Raw genomic sequence first — 21,708 nt, 5'->3', positions numbered from 1 at the left:
GGGCTTCCGCCCTTCCTCGCCGGGGTATCCCGCCCTCGAGAGAGCGGGACCTACCGACGTTCGTGTTGCTGGGTTGTGCTGGAGTGTGTTACCAGCTGCTCTTGGTGACGCCGGGGAGCTCGCCGCGGTGGGCCATCTCGCGCACGCAGATCCGGCACAGGCCGAACTTGCGGTACACCGAGTGGGGCCGGCCGCAACGCTGGCAGCGCGTGTAGCCACGCACTGCGAACTTCGGCTTGGCAGCAGCCTTGTTCTTGAGGGCAGTCTTCGCCATGGTCAGATCTCCTTGAACGGGAAGCCGAGGTGCTTGAGGAAAGCGCGACCCTCGTCATCCGTGTCGGCCGTCGTGACGACCGTGATGTCCATGCCGCGGACCCGATCGATCTTGTCCTGGTCGATCTCGTGGAACACGGACTGCTCCACGAGGCCGAAGGTGTAGTTGCCGTGACCGTCGAACTGCTGCGGCGAGAGGCCACGGAAGTCACGGATGCGCGGCAGCGCGGTGGAGAGCAGGCGGTCCAGGAACTCCCAGGCACGGTCGCCCCGGAGGGTGACGTGGGCGCCGATGGGCATTCCCTCACGCAGCTTGAACTGCGCGATCGACTTGCGAGCCTTGGTGACCTGCGGCTTCTGACCCGTGATCAGGGTCAGGTCGCGGATCGCGCCCTCGATGAGCTTGGAGTCCTTGGCGGCCTCGCCGACGCCCATGTTCACGACGACCTTCACCAGGCGTGCAACCTGGTTGATGTTCTCGTGCGAGAACTGCTCGAAGAGAGCGGTCTTGATCTCGTCGTTGTACTTGGACTTCAGACGCGGGAGCGCCGGAGCCGTGAGAGTCGTCTCGGTCATCAGATGTCCTTACCGGAGCGCTTGGCGACGCGGACCCGAACGGTGCGGGTACGGCCGTCGCGCTCGACCTGCTCGGTGCGGTAGCCGACCCGGGTGCCCTTCTTGGTCTCCGGGTCCACGAGCATCACGTTGCTGATGTGGATGGGCGCCTCGATCGTCTCGATGCCGCCGGTGCGCGTGCCGCGCTGCGTCTGGCCGGCCTTCACGTGCTTCTGCACGCGCTGGACGCCTTCGACGACGATCCGCTGCGACTCGACGAGAACCTCGAGGACGCGACCGGTGCTGCCCTTGTCGCGGCCCGAGATGACGAGGACGAGGTCGCCCTTCTTGATCTTGGCCATGGTCAGAGCACCTCCGGTGCCAGCGAGATGATCTTCATGAACTTCTTGTCGCGCAGCTCGCGGCCCACCGGGCCGAAGATGCGCGTGCCACGGGGTTCGCCGTCGGCCTTGAGGATCACGGCCGCGTTCTCGTCGAACTTGATGTAGGAACCGTCCGGACGGCGGCGCTCCTTGCGGGTGCGCACGATGACAGCCTTGACGACGTCGCCCTTCTTGACGTTGCCGCCGGGGATGGCGTCCTTGACGGTGGCGACGATGACGTCACCGATGCCTGCGTAGCGACGGCCGGAGCCGCCGAGCACACGGATGCAAAGGATCTCCTTCGCACCAGTGTTGTCGGCGACACGAAGTCGCGACTCCTGCTGGATCATTACCTGCTCCTGTCGTCTGGCGGGTTCTCGGGCGGGCCCGAGCCTGGCCGAACGGGTAGTTGCCGTGATGCACACGTTGCGCCGGGTGGTGTCGAGGACGTCCACCCGGCGCCCGTGGGCAACTGGGGATGATGCTGGTTACTTGGCCTTCTCGAGGACCTCGACCAGGCGCCACCGCTTGGTGGCGCTCAGCGGCCGGGTCTCCATGATGAGCACGAGGTCGCCCACGCCCGCCGAGCTGAGCTCGTCGTGCGCCTTGACCTTGCTCGTCCGCCGGATGACCTTGCCGTAGAGCGGGTGCTTGACCCGGTCCTCGACCTCGACCACGACGGTCTTCTCCATCTTGTCGCTGACCACGTAGCCGCGCCGCGTCTTGCGGTCGCCACGCTTCTCAGCGAGAGCTGTTGTCTTGTCGTTCTTCTCGTCGCTCATCAGTCTCACTCGCTCGCGCTCGGGGCGGTACGGATGCCGAGCTCGCGCTCACGCAGGATCGTGTAGATCCGCGCGATGTCGCGGCGAACGGCCTTGAGACGCCCGTGGCTCTCGAGCTGGCCCGTCGCCGACTGGAAGCGGAGGTTGAACAGCTCCTCCTTGGACTTCTTCAGCTCGGCGACAAGCTTCTCGTCGTCGAAGGTGTCCAGCTCGCTGGGAGCCAGTTCCTTGGTGCCGATAGTCATCAGTTACCACCCTCGCGAACCACGAAACGTGTCTTCATCGGGAGCTTGTGCTGCGCGCGGCGCATGGCCTCGCGAGCCAGGGGCTCCGGGACGCCGGCGAGCTCGAAGAGAACTCGGCCGGGCTTGACGTTGGCGATCCACCACTCGGGCGAACCCTTACCGGAACCCATGCGGGTCTCGGCAGGCTTCTTGGTGAGGGGACGGTCCGGGTAGATGTTGATCCAGACCTTCCCTCCACGCTTGATGTGGCGGGTCATGGCGATACGAGCAGCCTCGATCTGCCGGTTGGTGACGTAGGCGGGCTCGAGAGCCTGGATGCCGTACTCACCGAAGGAGATCGCGGTACCACCGGTCGCGGCGCCGGAGCGCCCCGGGTGGTGCTGCTTGCGGTGCTTCAGCCTGCGCGGGATCAGCACGGTCAGGCCTCCGTTCCACTGTCGGGGGTCGTCGCTGCCGGAGCGGCGGCGGCCTCAGGAGCGGCTGCCTCAGGGGCGTCAGAGCGCTCACGACGAGGAGCACCTGCGCGCGGACCGCGGTCCGAACGCTCGCCACCGGGGCGGTCCGTCCGCGGGCCACGAGCCGGCCGCGAGGGCTGGGTCGCCTGCTCGCGAGCAAACTCCTTCTCGGTCATGTCGCCCTTGTAGACCCACACCTTGACGCCGATGCGCCCGAAGGTGGTGCGAGCCTCGAAGAAGCCGTAGTCGATGTTCGCGCGGAGCGTGTGCAGGGGCACACGACCCTCGCGGTAGAACTCCGTGCGGCTCATCTCCGCGCCACCGAGGCGGCCGGAGACCTGCACGCGGATGCCCTTGGCACCGGCACGCTGGGCCGACTGGATGCCCTTGCGCATGGCGCGGCGGAACGAGACGCGGCTCGCCAGCTGCTCGGCGATGCCCTGGGCGACCAGCTGAGCCTCGATCTCGGCGTTCTTGACCTCGAGGATGTTCAGCTGGACCTGCTTGCCCGTGAGCTTCTCGAGCTCGCCACGGATGCGGTCGGCCTCCGCGCCACGACGCCCGATGACGATGCCCGGGCGGGCGGTGTGGATGTCGACACGAACGCGGTCACGCGTGCGCTCGATCTCGACCTTGGCGATGCCGGCACGCTCGAGGCCCGTGGCCATGAGCTTGCGGATCTTGACGTCCTCGCCCACGTAGTCGCGGTAGCGCTGACCCGGCTTGGTCGAGTCGGCGAACCAACGCGACCGGTGGTCGGTCGTGATGCCCAGGCGGTACCCGAGCGGGTTGACTTTCTGTCCCACTATCGGGCCCGTCCCTTCGTCTCGCGCTCAGCGACGACCACGGTGATGTGGCTCGTCCGCTTGAGGATCTGGCTTGCCCGACCCTGCGCCCGCGGACGGAACCGCTTGAGCGTCGGACCCTCGTCGACGAATACCTCGGAGATGTAGAGGTCCGCCTCGTCGAGACGCTCGTTGCTGCGCTTGGCAGCCTCACGAGCGTTCGCGATCGCGCTCTCCACAACCTTGAGCACCGTCTCCCCCGCGGCCTGCGGTGCGAACTTCAGCACCGCCACAGCCTCGCCGGCCTGCTTGCCACGGATGAGGTCCACGACGCGCCGGGCCTTCTGGGGCGTGACGCGGACGAACCGCGCCTTCGCCTTGGCTTCCATTGCTGTCCTGCCTTCTTGTCTCTGCCGGTTAAGGGCGTCGCCTGGCTGACCCGGGGGTCAGCGGCGACGACCCTTCCGGTCGTCCTTCTCGTGGCCGCGGAACGTCCGCGTCGGGGCGAACTCGCCGAGCTTGTGCCCGACCATCGCCTCCGTCACGAACACCGGGGTGTGCTTGCGTCCGTCGTGCACAGCGAACGTGTGGCCGAGGAAGTCCGGCGTGATGACCGAACGGCGCGACCACGTCTTGATGACGTTCTTCGTGCCGGCGGTGTTCTGGACGTCGACCTTCTTCTGCAGGTGACCGTCGACGAACGGGCCCTTCTTCAGGCTACGTGGCATCTCAGGCTCCTATCAGCGCTTGTTCTTGCCGGTGCGCCGACGGCGCACGATGAGCTTGTCGCTCGGCTTGTTCGGACGGCGGGTACGGCCCTCGGCCTGGCCCCACGGGCTGACGGGGTGACGTCCACCGGACGTCTTGCCCTCGCCACCACCGTGCGGGTGGTCGATCGGGTTCATGGCGACACCACGGACGGTCGGGCGCTTGCCCTTCCAGCGCATGCGGCCGGCCTTGCCCCAGTTGATGTTCGACTGCTCGGCGTTGCCCACCTCGCCGACCGTGGCGCGGCAGCGCAGGTCGACGTTGCGGATCTCACCGGACGGCATACGCAGCTGGGCGTAGGGACCGTCCTTGGCGACGAGCTGCACGGACGCCCCAGCCGAGCGGGCGATCTTCGCGCCGCCGCCGGGCCGAAGCTCGATGGCGTGGATGACCGTACCGGTCGGGATGTTGCGCAGCGGCAGGTTGTTGCCGGGCTTGATGTCGGCGCCGGGGCCGTTCTCGATGCGGTCACCCTGCGACAGCTTGTTCGGCGCGATGATGTAGCGCTTCTCGCCGTCCGCGTAGTGCAGGAGCGCGATGCGGGCGGTGCGGTTGGGGTCGTACTCGATGTGAGCGACCTTGGCCGGCACGCCGTCCTTGTCATGGCGACGGAAGTCGATGACGCGGTACGCACGCTTGTGACCGCCACCCTGGTGGCGCGTGGTGATGCGACCCGTGGAGTTACGGCCGCCCGTCTTGTGGAGGGGACGGACGAGCGACTTCTCCGGAGTGGAGCGCGTGATCTCGACGAAGTCGGCGACGCTGGAGCCGCGACGGCCCGGCGTGGTCGGCTTGTACTTACGGATTCCCATGAGTTCTCAGTCCTTCGCTCAGCCGACCGGACCGCCGAAGATGTCGATCGTTCCCTCGCGGAGGGTGACGATCGCACGCTTCGTGTCCTTGCGGCGGCCGATGCCGAAACGGGTCCGACGGGCCTTGCCCTGCCGGTTCGCGGTGTTGACCGAGTCGACCTTGACGCCGAAGACCTGCTCGACGGCAATCTTGATCTCGGTCTTGTTGGCCCGCGGGTCGACGAGGAACGTGTACTTGCCCTCGTCGAGCAGGCCGTAGCTCTTCTCGGAGACGACCGGCGCGATCAGGATGTCGCGCGGGTTCTTGCCGATGTCGGTCACTTCGTCTCCTCCTCGGTCACGGCGGAGGAGCCCTTGACGGGACCCGCCAGGAACGCGTCGAGCGCGCCCTGCGTGAACACGACGTCGTCCGAGATCAGGACGTCGTAGGTGTTGAGCTGGTCCGAGACGAGCAGGTGCACGCGCTCGACGTTCCGCAGCGACTTCCACGTGATCTCGTCCTGACGCTCGACGACCACGAGGACGTGCTTGCGCCCCGACAGGTTGTCGAGCACGGCGAGCGCGGACTTGGTCGACGGCGCGGTGCCCGGGGCGAAGCCCGAGACGACGTGCACGCGACCGGCACGAGCGCGGTCCGAGAGAGCACCGCGGAGCGCCGCGGCCTTCATCTTCTTGGGGGTGCGCTGCGAGTAGTCACGCGGGGTGGGGCCGTGGACGACGCCACCACCGGCGAACTGCGGAGCACGCGTCGAACCCTGACGGGCGCGGCCGGTGCCCTTCTGCTTGTACGGCTTGCGCCCACCACCGCGCACCTCGCCACGAGACTTCGTGTCGTGGGTGCCCTGGCGAGCCGCCGCGAGCTGCGCGACGACGACCTGGTGGATCAGCGGGATGTTGGTCTGCACGTCGAAGACGTCCGCGGGCAGGTCGGCGGAGCCGGCCTTGTTGCCCTCGGAGTCGACCACGTCGACAGTCAGCGTGTCACTCATGGTCACGCCCCCTTCACAGCGGAACGCACGACCACGACGCCACCCTTGGGGCCGGGAACGGCACCCTTGACGAGGATGAATCCTCGCTCGACGTCGACGGCGTGCACGGTCAGGTTCTGGGTGGTCTGGCGGTCCACGCCCATGCGACCGGCCATCTTGATGCCCTTGAACACGCGCGACGGCGTCGAAGCGCCACCGATCGAGCCGGGCTTGCGGTGGTTGCGGTGCGCACCGTGCGAGGCGCCGACGCCGTGGAAGCCGTGACGCTTCATGACACCGGCGGTGCCCTTGCCCTTGGTGGTGCCGATGACGTCCACGAGCGAGCCGGCCTCGAAGAGGGCGGCCGTGAGCTCCTGGCCGAGCGTGAACTCGGAGGCGTTCGGCGTACGGATCTCGGCCACGTGCCGGCGGGGGGTGACCCCGGCCTTCTCGAAGTGGCCCTTGAGCGGCTTGGTGACCTTGCGCGGGTCGATCTGGCCGTGGGCCAGCTGGACCGCGGCATAGCCGTCAGCATCGGCGGAGCGCACCTGGGTCACGACGTTCGTACCGACAGCGACGACGGTGACCGGGACGAGACGACCGTTGTCGTCCCACACCTGGGTCATGCCGAGCTTCGTGCCGATCAAGGCCGTGACGGGGCGCTCGTTCTGCTGGGTAACCATGGAAATCAGTTCCTTCCCAGCGTCAGAGCTTGATCTCGATGTTCACGTCAGCAGGCAGGTCGAGACGCATGAGCGAGTCGACGGCCTTCGGCGTGGGATCGATGATGTCGATGAGCCGCTTGTGAGTACGCATCTCGAAGTGCTCGCGGCTGTCCTTGTACTTGTGGGGCGACCGGATGACGCAGAACACGTTCTTCTCCGTCGGCAGCGGCACCGGACCCACGACCGACGCACCAGCGCGAGTCACCGTGTCGACGATCTTGCGCGCCGAGCTGTCGATGACTTCGTGGTCGTAGGACTTGAGCCTGATGCGGATCTTCTGTCCCGCCATGGCGCTTCTACTTCCCTCTGTTTGAACCGGCCCGTCCGACCCCCGCACTCGGGCGTGTCGCTAGGCGCGACACACCGTTGCGCTGCGTACCGTTTCCGGCACGAGATCGGTGGTTGTTGTCGGGCGTCAACCACCGGGTGATCCCGGGGTCCAGACGCCTTCCACGTGTGTGAGCCCTGTCGTGTGCTGCGCGCGCGAACGCGCCGCCCTCAACTAGGCAACCTGAACAGTGTGCCAGAGTGCGCCGTGGAACTCCAATCGCCTCCGTCACACCGCCGTCCTGTTCGCGCGTGATCTCCCCCACACGCGCTCGGGCGTGCCGCCGGCGCGGACGCGACGAAGGGCCCGGGAGCCGAAGCTCCCGGGCCCTCCTGTCAGATCAGCTGCCCCGAGGGGCTCGCCTCACTTGATGATCTTGATGACCTTGCCCGAGCCGACGGTGCGGCCACCCTCACGGATGGCGAAGCCGAGGCCCTCCTCCATCGCGATGGGCTGGATGAGGTTCACGTGGATCTCGGTGTTGTCGCCGGGCATGACCATCTCGGTGCCCTCGGGCAGCGTGATGACGCCGGTGACGTCGGTGGTGCGGAAGTAGAACTGGGGGCGGTAGTTCCCGTAGAACGGGTTGTGACGGCCACCCTCGTCCTTGGCCAGGATGTAGACCTGGCCCTCGAACTCGGTGTGCGGCGTGATCGAGCCGGGCTTGACGACGACCTGGCCGCGCTCGACCTCCTCGCGCTTCGTGCCACGCAGGAGCAGACCGACGTTCTCGCCGGCCTCGGCGTAGTCGAGCAGCTTGCGGAACATCTCGACGCCGGTGACCGTGGTCTTGATCGCCTTCTCCTTGATGCCGACGATCTCCACCTCCTCGTTCACCTTGAGCTTGCCGCGCTCCACGCGACCGGTGACGACGGTGCCACGACCGGTGATCGTGAAGACGTCCTCGATCGGCATGAGGAAGGGCTTGTCGATGTCGCGGATCGGGTCCGGGACGCTCTCGTCGACCGCGTCGAGCAGGTCCTTGACGGACTGGACCCAGATCGGGTCACCCTCGAGGGCCTTGAGGCCGGAGACGCGCACGACGGGGACGTCGTCGCCGTCGAAGCCCTGCGCGGTGAGAAGCTCGCGCACCTCGACCTCGACGAGCTCCAGGATCTCCTCGTCGTCGACCATGTCGGTCTTGTTCAGCGCGACGAGCAGGTACGGCACGCCGACCTGACGGGCGAGCAGGACGTGCTCACGCGTCTGGGCCATCGGGCCGTCGGTGGCCGCGACCACGAGGATGGCGCCGTCCATCTGCGCGGCACCCGTGATCATGTTCTTGATGTAGTCCGCGTGACCGGGAGCGTCGACGTGAGCGTAGTGACGCTTCTCCGTCTGGTACTCCACGTGCGCGATGTTGATGGTGATCCCGCGCTGCTTCTCCTCGGGCGCCTTGTCGATCTGGTCGAACGGCGTGAAGGGGTTCAGGTCCGGGTACATGTCGTGCAGAACCTTGGAGATGGCCGCCGTCAGCGTCGTCTTGCCGTGGTCGACGTGACCGATGGTGCCGATGTTGACGTGCGGCTTCGTCCGCTCGAACTTCGCCTTGCCCACTGGGTGTCCTCCTCAGGACTTGGTAGAGATTGGCCGACGTTCTGCGGCTACCGGACGGTAGCCGCTCGACGCGGCGTCCTACGGGTCGGTTTGTGTGATGGAACTACAGGGTTCGACCTGTGGGACTACTCGCCCCGGGTCTTCTTGATGATTTCCTCGGCAACGTTCCGAGGAACCTCGGCGTAGCTGTCGAACTGCATCGAGTACACCGCGCGACCCTGGGTCTTCGACCGCAGGTCACCGACGTACCCGAACATCTCGGAGAGAGGCACCGTGGCGCGGATGACCTTCACGCCCGTTGCGTCCTCCATGGCGAGGATCATGCCGCGACGCGAGTTGATGTCGCCGATGACGTCACCCATGTACTCCTCAGGAGTACGGACCTCGACGGCCATGACCGGCTCCAGGAGAACCGGGTCGGCCTTGCGGACCGCTTCCTTGAGGATCATCGAGCCCGCGATCTTGAACGCCATCTCCGAGGAGTCGACGTCGTGCGCGGCACCGTCGAGCAGGATCGCCTTGACGCCCACGAGCGGGAAGCCCGCGAGGACGCCCAGCTGCATCGCGCTCTGGATGCCGGCGTCGACCGATGGGATGTACTCGCGCGGGATGCGGCCACCGGTGACCTTGTTCGAGAACTCGTACAGCTCGCCCTCGGCGGGGTCCAGCGGCTCGAAGGTCATCTGGACCTTCGCGTACTGGCCCGAGCCACCGGTCTGCTTCTTGTGCACGTAGTCGATCTTGACGACCGACTTGCGGATGGTCTCGCGGTACGCGACCTGCGGCTTGCCGACGTTGGCCTCGACCTTGAACTCGCGCCGCATGCGGTCGACGAGGATGTCGAGGTGGAGCTCGCCCATGCCGCCGATGACGGTCTGGCCGGTCTCCTCGTCGTGCTTGACGCGGAAGGTCGGGTCCTCCTCGGCCAGCTTCTGGATGGCCACGGAGAGCTTCTCCTGGTCACCCTTCGTCTTCGGCTCGATGGCGACGTCGATGACCGGCTCCGGGAACGTCATCGACTCCAGCACCACGGGGTGGGCCGGGTCGCTGAGGGTGTCGCCGGTGGTGACGTCCTTGAGACCGATGAACGCGTAGATGTGACCGGCCGTGGCGTCCTCGACCGGGTTCTCCTTGTTGGCGTGCATCTGGAAGAGCTTCCCGATGCGCTCCTTCTTGTTCTTGGTCGAGTTGAGCACCTGGGCGCCCTGCGCCACCTTGCCCGAGTACACCCGGACGTAGGTGAGCTTGCCGAAGAACGGGTGCGTGGCGACCTTGAACGCGAGGGCCGAGAACGGCTCCGTCGAGTCGGGGTGCCGCTCGACGACCAGCTCGGGGTCCTTCATGTCGTGGCCCTCGACCGCCGGGACGTCCAGGGGCGTCGGCAGGTAGTCGATGACGGCGTCGAGCATGGGCTGCACGCCCTTGTTCTTGAACGCCGAACCGCACAGCACCGGGTAGGCCGCCGACGTGACGGTGAGCTTGCGGATGCCGGACTTGATCTCCGGGATCGTCAGCTCCTCGCCGCCGAGGAACTTCTCGAGCAGCACGTCGTCGGTCTCGGCGACGGCCTCGAGGAGCTCGGCGCGGTACTTGTCCGCCTTCTCGACCAGGTCGGCCGGGATGTCCTCGACCTCGTACTTCTCGCCCAGGGCGGTCTCGCCGCGCCAGACGAGCGCACGCATGGTGACCAGGTCGATGACGCCGATGAAGTCGTTCTCGGCGCCGATGGGCAGCTGGATGATCAGCGGCTTGGCCTTGAGGCGGTTCACGATGGTGTCGACCGTGAAGTAGAAGTCCGCGCCGAGCTTGTCCATCTTGTTGACGAAGCAGATGCGCGGGACGTCGTACTTGTCGGCCTGACGCCAGACGGTCTCCGACTGGGGCTCGACGCCCTCCTTGCCGTCGAAGACGGCGACGGCACCATCGAGGACGCGCAGCGAGCGCTCGACCTCGACCGTGAAGTCCACGTGGCCCGGGGTGTCGATGATGTTGATCTGGTTGTCGTGCCAGTAGCAGGTGGTCGCGGCGGACGTGATCGTGATGCCGCGCTCCTGCTCCTGCTCCATCCAGTCCATCGTCGACGCACCGTCGTGCGTCTCACCGATCTTGTAGTTGACCCCGGTGTAGAACAGGATCCGCTCGGTGGTGGTCGTCTTGCCGGCATCGATATGCGCCATGATGCCGATGTTGCGGACCTTCGTGAGGTCCGTCAGCACATCCAGTGCCACGTGAGTTGCCCCTTGTCGGTTGGCTTGGGTGGCGCCACCGGTCCGGCCCGAGGATCGGACCGGCGGCGCAGCGCCCGTGGGTGCCGGGATTACCAGCGGTAGTGCGCGAAGGCCTTGTTGGACTCGGCCATCTTGTGCATGTCCTCACGACGCTTCACCGCGGCACCGAGGCCGTTGGACGCGTCGAGGATCTCGTTCATGAGGCGCTCGGTCATCGTCTTCTCGCGACGTGCGCGCGAGTAGTCGGTGAGCCAGCGCAGCGCGAGGGTGGTCTGACGGACCGGGCGCACCTCGACGGGCACCTGGTACGTGGCGCCACCGACGCGGCGCGACCGCACCTCGAGCGACGGGCGGACGTTGTCCAGCGCGCGCTTGAGCACGACGACCGGGTCGCCCTGGGTCTTCTCACGGACACCCTCGAGGGCGCCGTAGACGATGTGCTCCGCCACGGACTTCTTGCCGTCGAGCAGGACCTTGTTGATCAGCTGCGTGACGACCGGGGACCCGTAGACGGGGTCGATGACGAGCGGCCGCTTCGGGGCCGGACCCTTGCGAGGCATCAGCCCACCTTCTTCGCGCCGTAGCGGCTGCGCGCCTGCTTACGGTTCTTGACGCCCTGCGTGTCGAGGGCACCACGGACGATCTTGTACCGGACACCCGGGAGGTCCTTCACACGGCCACCGCGCACGAGCACGATCGAGTGCTCCTGCAGGTTGTGACCGACACCGGGGATGTACGCGGTGACCTCGACCTGGCTCGAGAGGCGGACGCGCGCGACCTTGCGGAGCGCGGAGTTCGGCTTCTTCGGGGTCGTGGTGTAGACGCGGGTGCACACACCGCGTCGCTGGGGGGAGCCCTTGAGGGCAGGCGTCTTCGACTTGTTCGTCTTCGCCTGCCGGCCCTTGCGGACCAGCTGCTGGATCGTAGGCACTACGTCTCCGTCTGTTGGATGAATCTCTGGTCGACCGGCACCCGTCACCCTGGACGGCCGGCATGGTCGAGGATCGTCGCCCGTCGCGCGACTACCTCGCAGATCTTGAGTCCCGAACCGACCCCCGCGCCCGGGCGTGTCGCCCCGGTCCTCCGCACCGCGGTCCGCAAGGTTGCCTTGGCGGAGAGACGGCGCGGTGGGGGAAACCACCCGATGCAGCCGGACCCGCCCATCCCAGCGAGGGAGGCGTCCACCGAATGCATGCGCGAGAGCCCGACGGCGCGGGCACGGTGTCCTACGTTACCTGGCGCCTGGTAGGGCGTCAAAGCGGTGGCCGTCACACGAGGTGTCGGCCGGCTGCCGTGAGGACACCAGGAAGAACATCCCAGCGGCCGCACCTGTTCCCGGTGGGCCCGTCAGTCGGCCGGGAGGATCCAGACCGTCGTCCCGCTGCCGCCCGGGGCGGAGTCCTTCCCGTCCAGCACGATGTCCACGAGCGTGAACGTGAACCCGCCGATGGTGGCCTCGTCGCCCAGCGCCACCCGGTCCCCCTCGGCCGGGCCGTCGCCGACGACGTCGATGCCGGCCTCGTCCTCGGTCACGTTCGAGGCCACCACCCGGTAGTCGCCGATCGCGGTGGGCTGGTTGAGCACCAGCGCGCGCGAACCCTCCGGGTGCTCCACGGCGTCTCCCTCGTCGTCCGACGGCCCGCACCCGGCGAGCACCAGCGCGGTCCCGACGAGCAGCGCCGCGAGGGCCCCGCCCCGTCCCCTCACCGAGCCGGTCACGGGTTCACCTCGTTCGTGTAGATCGTGCTGAAGCTGTCCTGGAACTCAGCGTACGACAGCGTGATCGGCGCATACGCCGAGCCCCAGGGGTTGACCACCGTGACGGTGCCCTTCTTCGGGTCGACGGACTTCACGTAGTACGCGTGCCCCGTCACGAGGCCCCCGTCGGACGCGTTGCCGTAGGTGTCGGGCAGGTCGTCGCCCTCCCCGAACGAGGCGAGCGTCACGGCTCCCCCGCCGTCCAGCAGGGAGCTGAGCTCGGACACGCTGGGCGCGTCGTCGAGGGAGGACGACGAGCTGGACTGACCCGTCACCACCTCGAGGCCGAGCCCCGGGGAGTCGCCCTCGATGGCCGCGTAGTCGCCCCAGTGCAGCGCGAGCGCCTTCTCCATCACCAGCGGCCACAGCTCGTACCCCTGCGTGCCGTCGGCGAGCTCCTGCGGCGACTGGTAGGAGAACGCGGGGTTGTCGTCCCGGACCACCATGTCGGGCGTGACGGTGATGTACACGGGCTTGCCGTCGTCGTAGAGCCGCACCGTGTACGTGCCGTTGGCGTTCTGGGTGATCGCGCCGCCGATCACGCTCGGGTCGGCCTGCACGACCGCCATCAGGGACGCCATGTACCAGCAGTCGCCGATGGCGCCCTGGGCGATGTCCATGGGCTTGATTCCGCCGACGACCAGCTGGTGGTTGACCTCGTCGTAGTCGGCGGTGTTGGCGACGCTCTCGGGGTCGTCCCGGGCGCCGTCGCCGCCCACGTCGTCGAACGACGGCTGGATCTCGTCGGTCAGGCCCGCGAGCCGGTCCAGGGTCGCCTTGCTCGCCTTGCTGACGATCAGCTCCCACAGCTCGCGGCGCTGCTCGCGGTCCCAGCCCCCGCCGACCCAGCCGTCCTCGAGCTCGTTGATCCAGTGCCGGAGCTCGTCGTCGGACATGGAGGCGATCAGCGCGTCGATCTCGGCACCGTTGAGGCCGTCGAGGGCGTCCTTCGCGTCGTCCAGGTCCCCGCCGCGGACGCCGAAGAAGCCGCCGTCGAGGGCGTCGCGGATGTCGTCCAGGGCGTCGTCGACGGCGTCCTGGTCGACCGTGTCCGTCGTCGGCGTCGCGGTGTCGTAGACCGTGTCCCCGCCGCCGGTGTCGGTGGCCGGGCCGTCGTCGATGCGGGTCGGCTGGTCGCCGACCGCGCTGACCCCGTCGTCCTCGCCGTCGGCGTCGTACGTCGTCGGCACGTCGGCCCCGCCACAGGTGCCCGACTGGTCGACGATCGAGCGCAGCTCGCACGCCAGGACCGTGCCGATGTCGGCGCGCACGAACGCCGTGACCAGTGCGCCGACGAGCAGAGCAGCGACGACGACGATCCCGAGGTACTCGAGCGTCCCGGCCCCCCGGTCGCCCGGTCCTGGTGCGCCCCTGCGTCGGCCACGTGTGATCACGCCGGTCAGCATCACAGGGGGCACGATCGGCGTGGTGGGCCCACGGGCCCTGATCCGGGCCCGTCGCGCCCGGAGCACGACTGAGGGGGCCCACCTCGCGGTGGGCCCCCTCAGGGTCGATCAGGGTCGGTCAGTGGACCTCGTCAGCGGTAGTCACCGAAGTCGATGTCCTCGAGCGGGATCGCCTCGCCGGAGCCGAGGCCCAGGGCGGGGAAGTCGATCTCGTCGTAGCCGAAGGTCGGGTACAGCTCGGCCTTGGCCTCCTCGGTGGGCTCCACCGCGATGTTGCCGTAGCGGGGCAGGCCCGTGCCGGCCGGGATGAGCTTGCCGAGGATGACGTTCTCCTTGAGGCCGAGCAGCGGGTCGGAACGACCCGACATCGCGGCCTCGGTGAGCACCCGGGTGGTCTCCTGGAAGGAGGCCGCCGACAGCCACGAGTCTGTCGCGAGCGACGCCTTCGTGATGCCCATGAGCTCCGGACGACCCGACGCCGGCTGACCGCCCTCGGACACCGCAGCGCGGTTCGCGTCCTCGAAGCGCCCACGCTCGGCGAGCTCGCCGGGCAGCAGGTCGGTGGTGCCGGAGTCGAGGACCGTCACGCGGCGCAGCATCTGCCGCACGATGACCTCGATGTGCTTGTCGTGGATGTCCACACCCTGCGAGGAGTAGACGACCTGCACCTCGTCGACCAGGTGCTTCTGCGTGGCACGCGGGCCGAGGATGCGCAGGACCTTCTTCGGGTCCACCGCACCCACGACGAGCTGGGTACCGACGGAGACGTGGTCGCCGTCCGAGATCAGCAGGCGCGAACGCTTGGTGATCGGGTAGGCGATCTCCTCCGAGCCGTCGTCGGGCGTCAGGACGAGGCGACGCGAACGGTCGCCGTCCTCCACCGCGATGCGGCCGGAGAACTCCGCGATCGGCGCCTCACCCTTGGGGGTGCGGGCCTCGAAGAGCTCCTGGACACGCGGCAGACCCTGCGTGATGTCGTCGGCCGACGCCACACCACCGGTGTGGAAGGTACGCATCGTCAGCTGTGTGCCGGGCTCACCGATCGACTGGGCCGCGATGATGCCGACGGCCTCGCCGATGTCGACGAGCTTGCCGGTGGCCAGCGAACGGCCGTAGCAGCGCGCGCAGGTGCCGACGCGGGACTCGCAGGTGAGCACCGAGCGGATCTTCATCTCGGTGACGCCGGCCTCGAGCAGGCGGTCGAGCAGCACATCGCCGACGTCGTCACCGGCGTGACCGATGACCTCGCCGTCGATCTCGACGTCCGTCGCCAGCGTGCGCGAGTAGACGCTCGTCTCGACCTTGTCGTGACGACGCAGCGCGCCGTCGGTGCCGGGAACGCCGATCGGCATGGTCAGACCACGCTCGGTGCCGCAGTCGTCCTCACGGACGATGACATCCTGCGAGACGTCCACCAGACGACGGGTCAGGTAGCCCGAGTCGGCGGTCCGCAGAGCGGTGTCCGCCAGACCCTTGCGGGCACCGTGCGTCGCGATGAAGTACTCGAGGACCGACAGCCCCTCGCGGTAGTTCGACTTGATCGGGCGCGGGATGATCTCGCCCTTGGGGTTGGCGACGAGGCCACGCATACCGGCGATCTGGCGGACCTGCATCCAGTTGCCACGCGCACCAGAGCCGACCATCTTGTAGACGGTGTTGTGCTTCGGGAAGTTGTCCTGCATAGCCTTGGCGACCTTGTCGGTGGCCTGCGTCCAGATCTCGATGAGCTCCTGGCGACGCTCGTCGTCGGTGATCAGGCCCTTCTCGTACTGGCCCTGCACCTTCGCCGCGCGTCCCTCGTGCTCCTCGAGGATGGCCGCCTTGGCGGCCGGGGTCGTGACGTCCGAGATGGCGATCGTGACGCCCGAGCGGGTGGCCCAGCGGAAGCCGGCCTCCTTGAGCGCGTCCAGCGAGGCAGCGACCTCGACCTTGGGGTACCGCTCGGCCAGGTCGTTGACGATGACCGAGAGGCGCTTCTTGTCGACGACGCCGTTCTCGTACGGGTAGTCCACGGGCAGCAGCTCGTTGAACAGCGCACGACCCAGGGTCGTCTCGTAGAGCAGCGTGTCGCCCTCGGACCAGCCCTCGGGCGCGGCCTCCTCGGTCAGGACCAGGTCGTCGAAGCGGATCCGCACGACGGCGTTCAGGTCCAGGGAACCCTGGTCGAACGCCATGATCGCCTCGGAGACCGTGCTGAACGCACGGCCGTTCCCGAGCGCCTCGTCCTTGTCGTTGGTCAGGTGGTACAGGCCGATGATCATGTCCTGCGAGGGCATGGTCACCGGACGACCGTCCGACGGCTTGAGGATGTTGTTGCTCGAGAGCATGAGGATGCGGGCCTCGGCCTGCGCCTCGGCGCTCAGGGGCAGGTGGACCGCCATCTGGTCACCGTCGAAGTCCGCGTTGAACGCGGCGCAGACGAGCGGGTGCAGGTGGATGGCCTTGCCCTCGACCAGCTGGGGCTCGAACGCCTGGATGCCCAGACGGTGCAGCGTGGGTGCGCGGTTGAGCAGCACCGGGTGCTCCGTGATGACCTCCTCGAGCACGTCCCAGACGACGGGACGGGCGCGCTCGACCATGCGCTTGGCGCTCTTGATGTTCTGCGCGTGGTTGAGGTCCACCAGGCGCTTCATCACGAACGGCTTGAACAGCTCGAGAGCCATCTGCTTGGGCAGACCGCACTGGTGCAGCTTGAGCTGCGGGCCGACGACGATGACCGAACGGCCCGAGTAGTCGACGCGCTTGCCGAGCAGGTTCTGACGGAACCGACCCTGCTTGCCCTTGAGCATGTCCGAGATCGACTTGAGCGGGCGGTTGCCCGGTCCGGTCACCGGACGGCCACGGCGGCCGTTGTCGAACAGCGAGTCGACGGCCTCCTGGAGCATCCGCTTCTCGTTGTTGACGATGATCTCGGGCGCGCCCAGGTCGAGCAGCCGCTTGAGGCGGTTGTTCCGGTTGATCACGCGGCGGTACAGGTCGTTCAGGTCCGAGGTGGCGAACCGGCCACCGTCGAGCTGGACCATCGGACGCAGGTCCGGCGGGATGACCGGGACGGCGTCGAGCACCATGCCGGTGGGCGAGTTGGTCGTCGTGAGGAACGCGTTGACGACCTTGAGCCGCTTGAGGGCACGCGTCTTGCGCTGGCCCTTGCCGGTCTTGATGATCTCGCGCAGCGAGTCGGACTCGGCCTCGAGGTCGAACGCCTCGAGGCGCTTCTGGATCGCCGCGGCGCCCATCGAGCCCTCGAAGTAGTTGCCGTACCGGTCCTGGAGCTGGCGGTAGAGCATCTCGTCGCCCTCGAGGTCAGCGACCTTGAGGTTCTTGAACCGGTCCCAGACCGCGTCGAGGCGGTCCAGCTCGGCGTCCGCACGCTTGCGGATCTGAGCCATCTCGCGCTCGGCGGAGTCGCGCACCTTGCGGCGCGCGTCGGCCTTGGCACCCTCGGCCTCGAGCTCGGCCAGGTCGGCCTCGAGCTTGCTGGCGCGGGTGTTGATGTCGTTGTCGCGGCGGTCCGAGATCTCCTTCTTCTCCAGGTCGATCCCGTTCTGGAGGTTGGGGAGGTCCTCGTGCCGGCCGTCGACGTCGACCCAGGTGATCATGTAGGCCGCGAAGTAGATGACCTTCTCGAGGTCCTTCGGGGCGAGGTCGAGCAGGTAGCCGAGGCGCGACGGCACACCCTTGAAGAACCAGATGTGCGTGACGGGCGCGGCGAGCTCGATGTGGCCCATGCGCTCACGACGGACCTTCGAGCGGGTCACCTCGACGCCGCAGCGCTCGCAGATGATGCCCTTGAAGCGCACGCGCTTGTACTTGCCGCAGTAGCACTCCCAGTCCCGGGTGGGACCGAAGATCTTCTCGCAGAACAGGCCATCCTTCTCCGGCTTCAGGGTCCGGTAGTTGATGGTCTCGGGCTTCTTCACCTCGCCGTGCGACCAGGCACGGATGTCGTCGGCCGAGGCAAGGCCGATACGCAGCTCGTCGAAGACGTTGACGTCGAGCAAGAGGGGTCCTACTTCCTTCGCTTGCCGGTGTCGAGCACCAGCGGAACGGAAATGTTGCTAAAGGGTGCGGGCACCCCGGTCGGCATCTCGTGCGAGCAGCCGACCGGGGGCTCGACGTCAGATCTCTTCGACGCTGCTGGCGTTCGGGCGCCGGGACAGGTCGATGCCGAGCTCTTCCGCGGCGCGGTAGACCTCGTCGTCGTTCTCCTTCATGTCGATGGAGACGCCGTCCGAGGAGAGCACCTCCACGTTCAGGCAGAGCGACTGCATCTCCTTGAGGAGGACCTTGAAGGACTCCGGGATGCCCGAGTCGGGGATGTTCTCCCCCTTGACGATCGCCTCGTAGACCTTGACGCGTCCGGGGACGTCGTCCGACTTGATGGTGAGGAGCTCCTGCAGCGTGTAGGCAGCGCCGTACGCCTCGAGGGCCCACACCTCCATCTCGCCGAACCGCTGGCCACCGAACTGCGCCTTACCACCCAGCGGCTGCTGCGTGATCATCGAGTACGGACCCGTGGAACGTGCGTGGATCTTGTCGTCGACGAGGTGGTGCAGCTTGAGGATGTACATGTAGCCGACCGCGACCGGGTCCGGGAACGGCTCGCCGGAGCGCCCGTCGAACAGGCGCGCCTTGCCGTCGCCACCCACGGTGCGCACACCGTCACGGTTCGGCAGCGTGGCCGAGAGCAGACCGGTGAGGGTCGTCTCCGGGACACCGTCGAACACGGGCGTGGCGACCGGGTTGCCGGCCGGCGACGACGCGGCGATGGCCGGGACGTCGTCCCGCCAGGACACGTCGCCCTCGGCGAGCTGGATGTCCCAGCCCTGCTTGGCCACCCAGCCGAGGTGCGTCTCGAGGACCTGGCCGACGTTCATGCGGCCGGGCACGCCGAGCGGGTTGAGGACGACGTCGACCGCGGTCCCGTCGGCGAGGAACGGCATGTCCTCGACCGGCAGGATCTTGGAGATGACGCCCTTGTTGCCGTGACGGCCGGCCAGCTTGTCGCCGTCCGTGATCTTGCGTCGCTGCGCGATGTACACGCGGACCAGCTCGTTCACGCCGGCGGGCAGCTCGTCGCCGTCCTCCCGGCTGAACGTGCGGACCTCGATGACCGTGCCGGACTCGCCGTGGGGCACCTTGAGCGACGTGTCGCGGACCTCGCGCGCCTTCTCACCGAAGATCGCGCGGAGCAGACGCTCCTCCGGGGTCAGCTCGGTCTCGCCCTTGGGCGTGACCTTGCCGACGAGGATGTCGCCGGCCGCGACCTCGGCGCCGATGCGGATGATCCCGCGCTCGTCCAGGTCCGCGAGGACCTCCTCGGAGACGTTCGGGATGTCCCGCGTGATCTCCTCCGGGCCGAGCTTGGTGTCGCGAGCGTCGACCTCGTGCTCCTCGATGTGGATCGAGGACAGGACGTCGTCCTGCACGAGGCGCTGCGACAGGATGATCGCGTCCTCGTAGTTGTGGCCCTCCCACGACATGAACGCGACCAGCAGGTTGCGGCCGAGCGCGAGCTCGCCCTCGTCCGTGGCCGGACCGTCGGCGAGCACCGAGTTGACCTCGACGCGGGCGCCCTGGTCGACCAGCACGCGCTGGTTGTAGGACGTGCCCTGGTTCGAGCGACGGAACTTGGCGACGCGGTACGTCGACGTGGTGGCGTCGTCGTTGGCGACGACGATCAGGTCCGCCGACACCTCGGTGACGACACCCGGCTTCGTCGCGACGATGACGTCGCCCGCGTCGATGGCCGCACGACGCTCCATGCCGGTACCCACGAGCGGGGCCTCGGAACGGACCAGCGGGACGGCCTGGCGCTGCATGTTGGCACCCATGAGGGCGCGGTTGGCGTCGTCGTGCTCCAGGAACGGGATCAGGGCCGTGGCCACCGACACCATCTGGCGCGGGGAGACGTCCATGTAGTCGACGGCCTCGCCGGCGACGTACTCGATCTCGCCGCCCTTGACGCGCACCAGGACGCGGTCCTCCTCGAAGGCACCGTTGGCCTTGAGGGGGGCGTTGGCCTGCGCGATGACGTGGCGGTCCTCGTCGTCGGCCGTCAGGTAGTGGACCTCGTCCGAGACCTTGCCCTTGATGACCTTGCGGTACGGGGTCTCGACGAAGCCGAACGGGTTGATCCGCCCGTACGTGGCGAGCGAGCCGATGAGGCCGATATTCGGGCCCTCAGGGGTCTCGATCGGGCACATGCGGCCGTAGTGCGACGGGTGGACGTCACGGACCTCCATGCCGGCGCGGTCGCGGGACAGACCACCCGGGCCGAGCGCGGACAGGCGACGCTTGTGCGTCAGGCCCGCGAGGGGGTTGTTCTGGTCCATGAACTGCGACAGCTGCGACGTGCCGAAGAACTCCTTGATCGACGCCACCACGGGGCGGATGTTGATCAGGGTCTGCGGCGTGATCGCCTCGACGTCCTGCGTCGTCATGCGCTCGCGCACGACGCGCTCCATCCGCGACAGGCCCGTGCGGACCTGGTTCTGGATGAGCTCGCCGACCGCGCGGATGCGACGGTTGCCGAAGTGGTCGATGTCGTCGGGCTCGACGCGGATCTCGACGGACTCGCCCCCACGCGTGCCCGGCAGCGACGGCATGTCGATGTGCAGCGACGCGAGGTACTTGATGGTGGCGACGACGTCGTCCTTGGACAGGACCGAGTCCGCGAGCGGGACGTCCAGGCCGAGCTTCTTGTTCAGCTTGTAGCGGCCGACCTTGGCGAGGTCGTAGCGCTTCGGGTTGAAGTAGAAGTTCTCGATGAGCGCGCGGCCGGCCTCGACCGTGGGCGGCTCGCCCGGGCGGATCTTGCGGTAGAGGTCGAGCAGCGCCTCGTCCTGCGTCTGGACGTGGTCCTTGTCCAGCGTGTCGATCACGGCGGGGTAGTTGGCGAACTCCTCGCGGATCTCCGCGTCCGTCATGCCGAGCGCCTTGAGCAGCACGGTGGCGTTCTGCTTGCGCTTGCGGTCGACGCGCACGCCGACGTTGTCGCGCTTGTCGATCTCGAACTCGAGCCAGGCGCCACGGCTCGGGATGACCTTGGCCGTGAGGACGTCCTTGTCGGACGTCTTGTCAGCGGTGCGCTCGAAGTACACGCCCGGCGACCGGACGAGCTGCGAGACGACGACGCGCTCGGTGCCGTTGATGATGAACGTGCCGCGCTCCGTCATGAGCGGGAAGTCGCCCATGAAGACCGTCTGGCTCTTGATCTCACCGGTGGTGTAGTTGACGAACTCCGCCGTGACGAACAGCGGGGCGGCGAAGGTGAAGTCCTTCTCCTTGCACTCCTCGGCCGTGTACTTCGGCGGCTCGAAGCGGTGCTCGCGGAACGACAGCGACATGGAGCCGCCGAAGTCCTCGATGGGCGAGATCTCCTCGAAGATCTCCTCGAGACCAGCGGTCTCGGGAACGTCCTGCCGACCGGCCTCGAGGGCCTTGGCCACACGGCCCTGCCACTTCTCGTTGCCGAGCAGCCAGTCGAAGCTCTCCGTCTGCAGACCGAGCAGGTCCGGGACCTCGAGGGGCTCGTGGATCTTGGCGAAGGAGATACGGCGAGAGGCGGTGCGGTTCGCGATGGCGTCGGCGGTCGGAGCAGAAGGGGTGCGCGAGGCAGCCAAAAGAGGGGTCCTTCCCAGCGGATCGAGTGCACGCTGCGCTGGTCCTGGCTAGGCG

General features: G+C 67.6%; 23 protein-coding genes. All 23 read right to left on the bottom strand.

The window, feature by feature from the left end; translation table 11 throughout:
* Window positions 1–88 precede the first annotated feature (88 nt).
* The 23 genes from HP550_RS12530 to rpoB all read right to left on the bottom strand — a co-directional run bounded on the left by HP550_RS12530 (window position 89) and on the right by rpoB (window position 21,653).
* Entirely contained in the window at window positions 89–274 is a 186-nt protein-coding gene (locus HP550_RS12530) for a type Z 30S ribosomal protein S14 (protein WP_028045055.1), read from the bottom strand.
* 2 nt (window positions 275–276) lie between these two features.
* Complete coding sequence (rplE, locus tag HP550_RS12525; protein ID WP_175348010.1) at window positions 277–849, bottom strand: 50S ribosomal protein L5; 573 nt, start codon at window positions 847–849, stop codon at window positions 277–279.
* The gene (gene rplX / locus HP550_RS12520; RefSeq protein WP_175348009.1) at window positions 849–1,190 is read right to left on the bottom strand and encodes a 50S ribosomal protein L24; all 342 of its coding nucleotides are present in this window, start codon (window positions 1,188–1,190) and stop codon (window positions 849–851) included. The genes rplE and rplX overlap by 1 nt, the downstream gene beginning before the upstream one ends.
* A 2-nt stretch (window positions 1,191–1,192) precedes the next feature.
* Entirely contained in the window at window positions 1,193–1,561 is a 369-nt protein-coding gene (gene rplN / locus HP550_RS12515) for a 50S ribosomal protein L14 (protein WP_028045058.1), read from the bottom strand.
* Between the two features lie 138 nt (window positions 1,562–1,699).
* Complete coding sequence (gene rpsQ / locus HP550_RS12510) at window positions 1,700–1,993, bottom strand: 30S ribosomal protein S17 (protein ID WP_175348008.1); 294 nt, start codon at window positions 1,991–1,993, stop codon at window positions 1,700–1,702.
* Window positions 1,994–1,998: 5 nt separating this feature from the next.
* On the bottom strand, window positions 1,999–2,238 hold the full coding sequence (gene rpmC / locus HP550_RS12505; protein ID WP_055912162.1) for a 50S ribosomal protein L29: 240 nt from the start codon (window positions 2,236–2,238) through the stop codon (window positions 1,999–2,001).
* Window positions 2,238–2,654, bottom strand: coding sequence for a 50S ribosomal protein L16 (gene rplP, locus HP550_RS12500; protein ID WP_055912160.1), 417 nt, complete (start codon window positions 2,652–2,654; stop codon window positions 2,238–2,240). The genes rpmC and rplP overlap by 1 nt, the downstream gene beginning before the upstream one ends.
* 2 nt (window positions 2,655–2,656) lie before the next feature.
* Window positions 2,657–3,499 carry a 30S ribosomal protein S3 gene (rpsC, locus tag HP550_RS12495; RefSeq protein ID WP_175348007.1) on the bottom strand — a complete coding sequence of 281 codons (843 nt, stop codon included), beginning with the start codon at window positions 3,497–3,499 and terminating at the stop codon, window positions 2,657–2,659.
* The gene (gene rplV, locus HP550_RS12490; protein WP_056088920.1) at window positions 3,499–3,867 is read right to left on the bottom strand and encodes a 50S ribosomal protein L22; all 369 of its coding nucleotides are present in this window, start codon (window positions 3,865–3,867) and stop codon (window positions 3,499–3,501) included. The genes rpsC and rplV overlap by 1 nt, the downstream gene beginning before the upstream one ends.
* Window positions 3,868–3,924: 57 nt before the next feature.
* Complete coding sequence (gene rpsS, locus HP550_RS12485) at window positions 3,925–4,206, bottom strand: 30S ribosomal protein S19 (RefSeq protein WP_055912154.1); 282 nt, start codon at window positions 4,204–4,206, stop codon at window positions 3,925–3,927.
* Between the two features lie 12 nt (window positions 4,207–4,218).
* On the bottom strand, window positions 4,219–5,058 hold the full coding sequence (gene rplB / locus HP550_RS12480) for a 50S ribosomal protein L2 (RefSeq protein WP_055912153.1): 840 nt from the start codon (window positions 5,056–5,058) through the stop codon (window positions 4,219–4,221).
* 18 nt (window positions 5,059–5,076) lie between these two features.
* Window positions 5,077–5,379: a 50S ribosomal protein L23 gene (gene rplW, locus HP550_RS12475; protein WP_056088917.1), complete on the bottom strand. Its 303-nt coding sequence runs from the start codon at window positions 5,377–5,379 to the stop codon at window positions 5,077–5,079.
* Window positions 5,376–6,047 (bottom strand): 50S ribosomal protein L4, encoded by a 672-nt coding sequence (gene rplD, locus HP550_RS12470; RefSeq protein ID WP_175348006.1) that lies wholly within the window; start codon window positions 6,045–6,047, stop codon window positions 5,376–5,378. Before rplD ends, rplW begins: the two co-directional genes overlap by 4 nt.
* Before the next feature lie 2 nt (window positions 6,048–6,049).
* Window positions 6,050–6,709: a 50S ribosomal protein L3 gene (rplC, locus tag HP550_RS12465; RefSeq protein ID WP_175348005.1), complete on the bottom strand. Its 660-nt coding sequence runs from the start codon at window positions 6,707–6,709 to the stop codon at window positions 6,050–6,052.
* A 22-nt stretch (window positions 6,710–6,731) separates the two neighbouring features.
* A complete protein-coding gene (rpsJ, locus tag HP550_RS12460) occupies window positions 6,732–7,040 on the bottom strand; it encodes a 30S ribosomal protein S10 (protein WP_013117879.1) in 309 nt (102 codons plus the stop codon).
* A 402-nt stretch (window positions 7,041–7,442) separates the two neighbouring features.
* Window positions 7,443–8,636 carry an elongation factor Tu gene (tuf, locus tag HP550_RS12455; RefSeq protein ID WP_175348004.1) on the bottom strand — a complete coding sequence of 398 codons (1,194 nt, stop codon included), beginning with the start codon at window positions 8,634–8,636 and terminating at the stop codon, window positions 7,443–7,445.
* Between the two features lie 125 nt (window positions 8,637–8,761).
* Window positions 8,762–10,864 (bottom strand): elongation factor G, encoded by a 2,103-nt coding sequence (gene fusA / locus HP550_RS12450; RefSeq protein WP_175348003.1) that lies wholly within the window; start codon window positions 10,862–10,864, stop codon window positions 8,762–8,764.
* An 89-nt stretch (window positions 10,865–10,953) separates the two neighbouring features.
* On the bottom strand, window positions 10,954–11,424 hold the full coding sequence (gene rpsG / locus HP550_RS12445; RefSeq protein ID WP_028045072.1) for a 30S ribosomal protein S7: 471 nt from the start codon (window positions 11,422–11,424) through the stop codon (window positions 10,954–10,956).
* Window positions 11,424–11,795 carry a 30S ribosomal protein S12 gene (gene rpsL / locus HP550_RS12440; RefSeq protein ID WP_013770160.1) on the bottom strand — a complete coding sequence of 124 codons (372 nt, stop codon included), beginning with the start codon at window positions 11,793–11,795 and terminating at the stop codon, window positions 11,424–11,426. Before rpsL ends, rpsG begins: the two co-directional genes overlap by 1 nt.
* 416 nt (window positions 11,796–12,211) lie before the next feature.
* Entirely contained in the window at window positions 12,212–12,583 is a 372-nt protein-coding gene (locus HP550_RS12435; RefSeq protein WP_175348002.1) for a hypothetical protein, read from the bottom strand.
* Entirely contained in the window at window positions 12,580–14,016 is a 1,437-nt protein-coding gene (locus HP550_RS22365) for a C2 family cysteine protease (protein ID WP_175348001.1), read from the bottom strand. The genes HP550_RS12435 and HP550_RS22365 overlap by 4 nt, the downstream gene beginning before the upstream one ends.
* A gap of 143 nt (window positions 14,017–14,159) precedes the next feature.
* Window positions 14,160–18,029 carry a DNA-directed RNA polymerase subunit beta' gene (locus HP550_RS12425; protein WP_175348000.1) on the bottom strand — a complete coding sequence of 1,290 codons (3,870 nt, stop codon included), beginning with the start codon at window positions 18,027–18,029 and terminating at the stop codon, window positions 14,160–14,162.
* 117 nt (window positions 18,030–18,146) lie between these two features.
* Window positions 18,147–21,653, bottom strand: a complete 3,507-nt coding sequence (rpoB, locus tag HP550_RS12420) for a DNA-directed RNA polymerase subunit beta (RefSeq protein WP_175347999.1) — start codon at window positions 21,651–21,653, stop codon at window positions 18,147–18,149.
* Between the last annotated feature and the right edge of the window lie 55 nt (window positions 21,654–21,708).

The sequence above is a fragment of the Cellulomonas humilata genome, from assembly GCF_013359775.1.
Classification (GTDB): domain Bacteria; phylum Actinomycetota; class Actinomycetes; order Actinomycetales; family Cellulomonadaceae; genus Cellulomonas; species Cellulomonas humilata.
The sequence above is the reverse complement of the archived record's forward strand: the minus strand, read 5'-3'. Positions and strand labels throughout refer to the sequence as shown.

Bases quoted from the DNA above. Each gene is read 5' to 3' on its own strand.
- HP550_RS12530 (WP_028045055.1), bottom strand. From the start codon at position 274: ATGGCGAAGACTGCCCTCAAGAACAAGGCTGCTGCCAAGCCGAAGTTC.
- rplE (WP_175348010.1), bottom strand. From the start codon at position 849: ATGACCGAGACGACTCTCACGGCTCCGGCGCTCCCGCGTCTGAAGTCC.
- rplX (WP_175348009.1), bottom strand. From the start codon at position 1,190: ATGGCCAAGATCAAGAAGGGCGACCTCGTCCTCGTCATCTCGGGCCGC.
- rplN (WP_028045058.1), bottom strand. From the start codon at position 1,561: ATGATCCAGCAGGAGTCGCGACTTCGTGTCGCCGACAACACTGGTGCG.
- rpsQ (WP_175348008.1), bottom strand. From the start codon at position 1,993: ATGAGCGACGAGAAGAACGACAAGACAACAGCTCTCGCTGAGAAGCGT.
- rpmC (WP_055912162.1), bottom strand. From the start codon at position 2,238: ATGACTATCGGCACCAAGGAACTGGCTCCCAGCGAGCTGGACACCTTC.
- rplV (WP_056088920.1), bottom strand. From the start codon at position 3,867: ATGGAAGCCAAGGCGAAGGCGCGGTTCGTCCGCGTCACGCCCCAGAAG.
- rpsS (WP_055912154.1), bottom strand. From the start codon at position 4,206: ATGCCACGTAGCCTGAAGAAGGGCCCGTTCGTCGACGGTCACCTGCAG.
- rplB (WP_055912153.1), bottom strand. From the start codon at position 5,058: ATGGGAATCCGTAAGTACAAGCCGACCACGCCGGGCCGTCGCGGCTCC.
- rplD (WP_175348006.1), bottom strand. From the start codon at position 6,047: ATGAGTGACACGCTGACTGTCGACGTGGTCGACTCCGAGGGCAACAAG.
- rplC (WP_175348005.1), bottom strand. From the start codon at position 6,709: ATGGTTACCCAGCAGAACGAGCGCCCCGTCACGGCCTTGATCGGCACG.
- rpsJ (WP_013117879.1), bottom strand. From the start codon at position 7,040: ATGGCGGGACAGAAGATCCGCATCAGGCTCAAGTCCTACGACCACGAA.
- rpsG (WP_028045072.1), bottom strand. From the start codon at position 11,424: ATGCCTCGCAAGGGTCCGGCCCCGAAGCGGCCGCTCGTCATCGACCCC.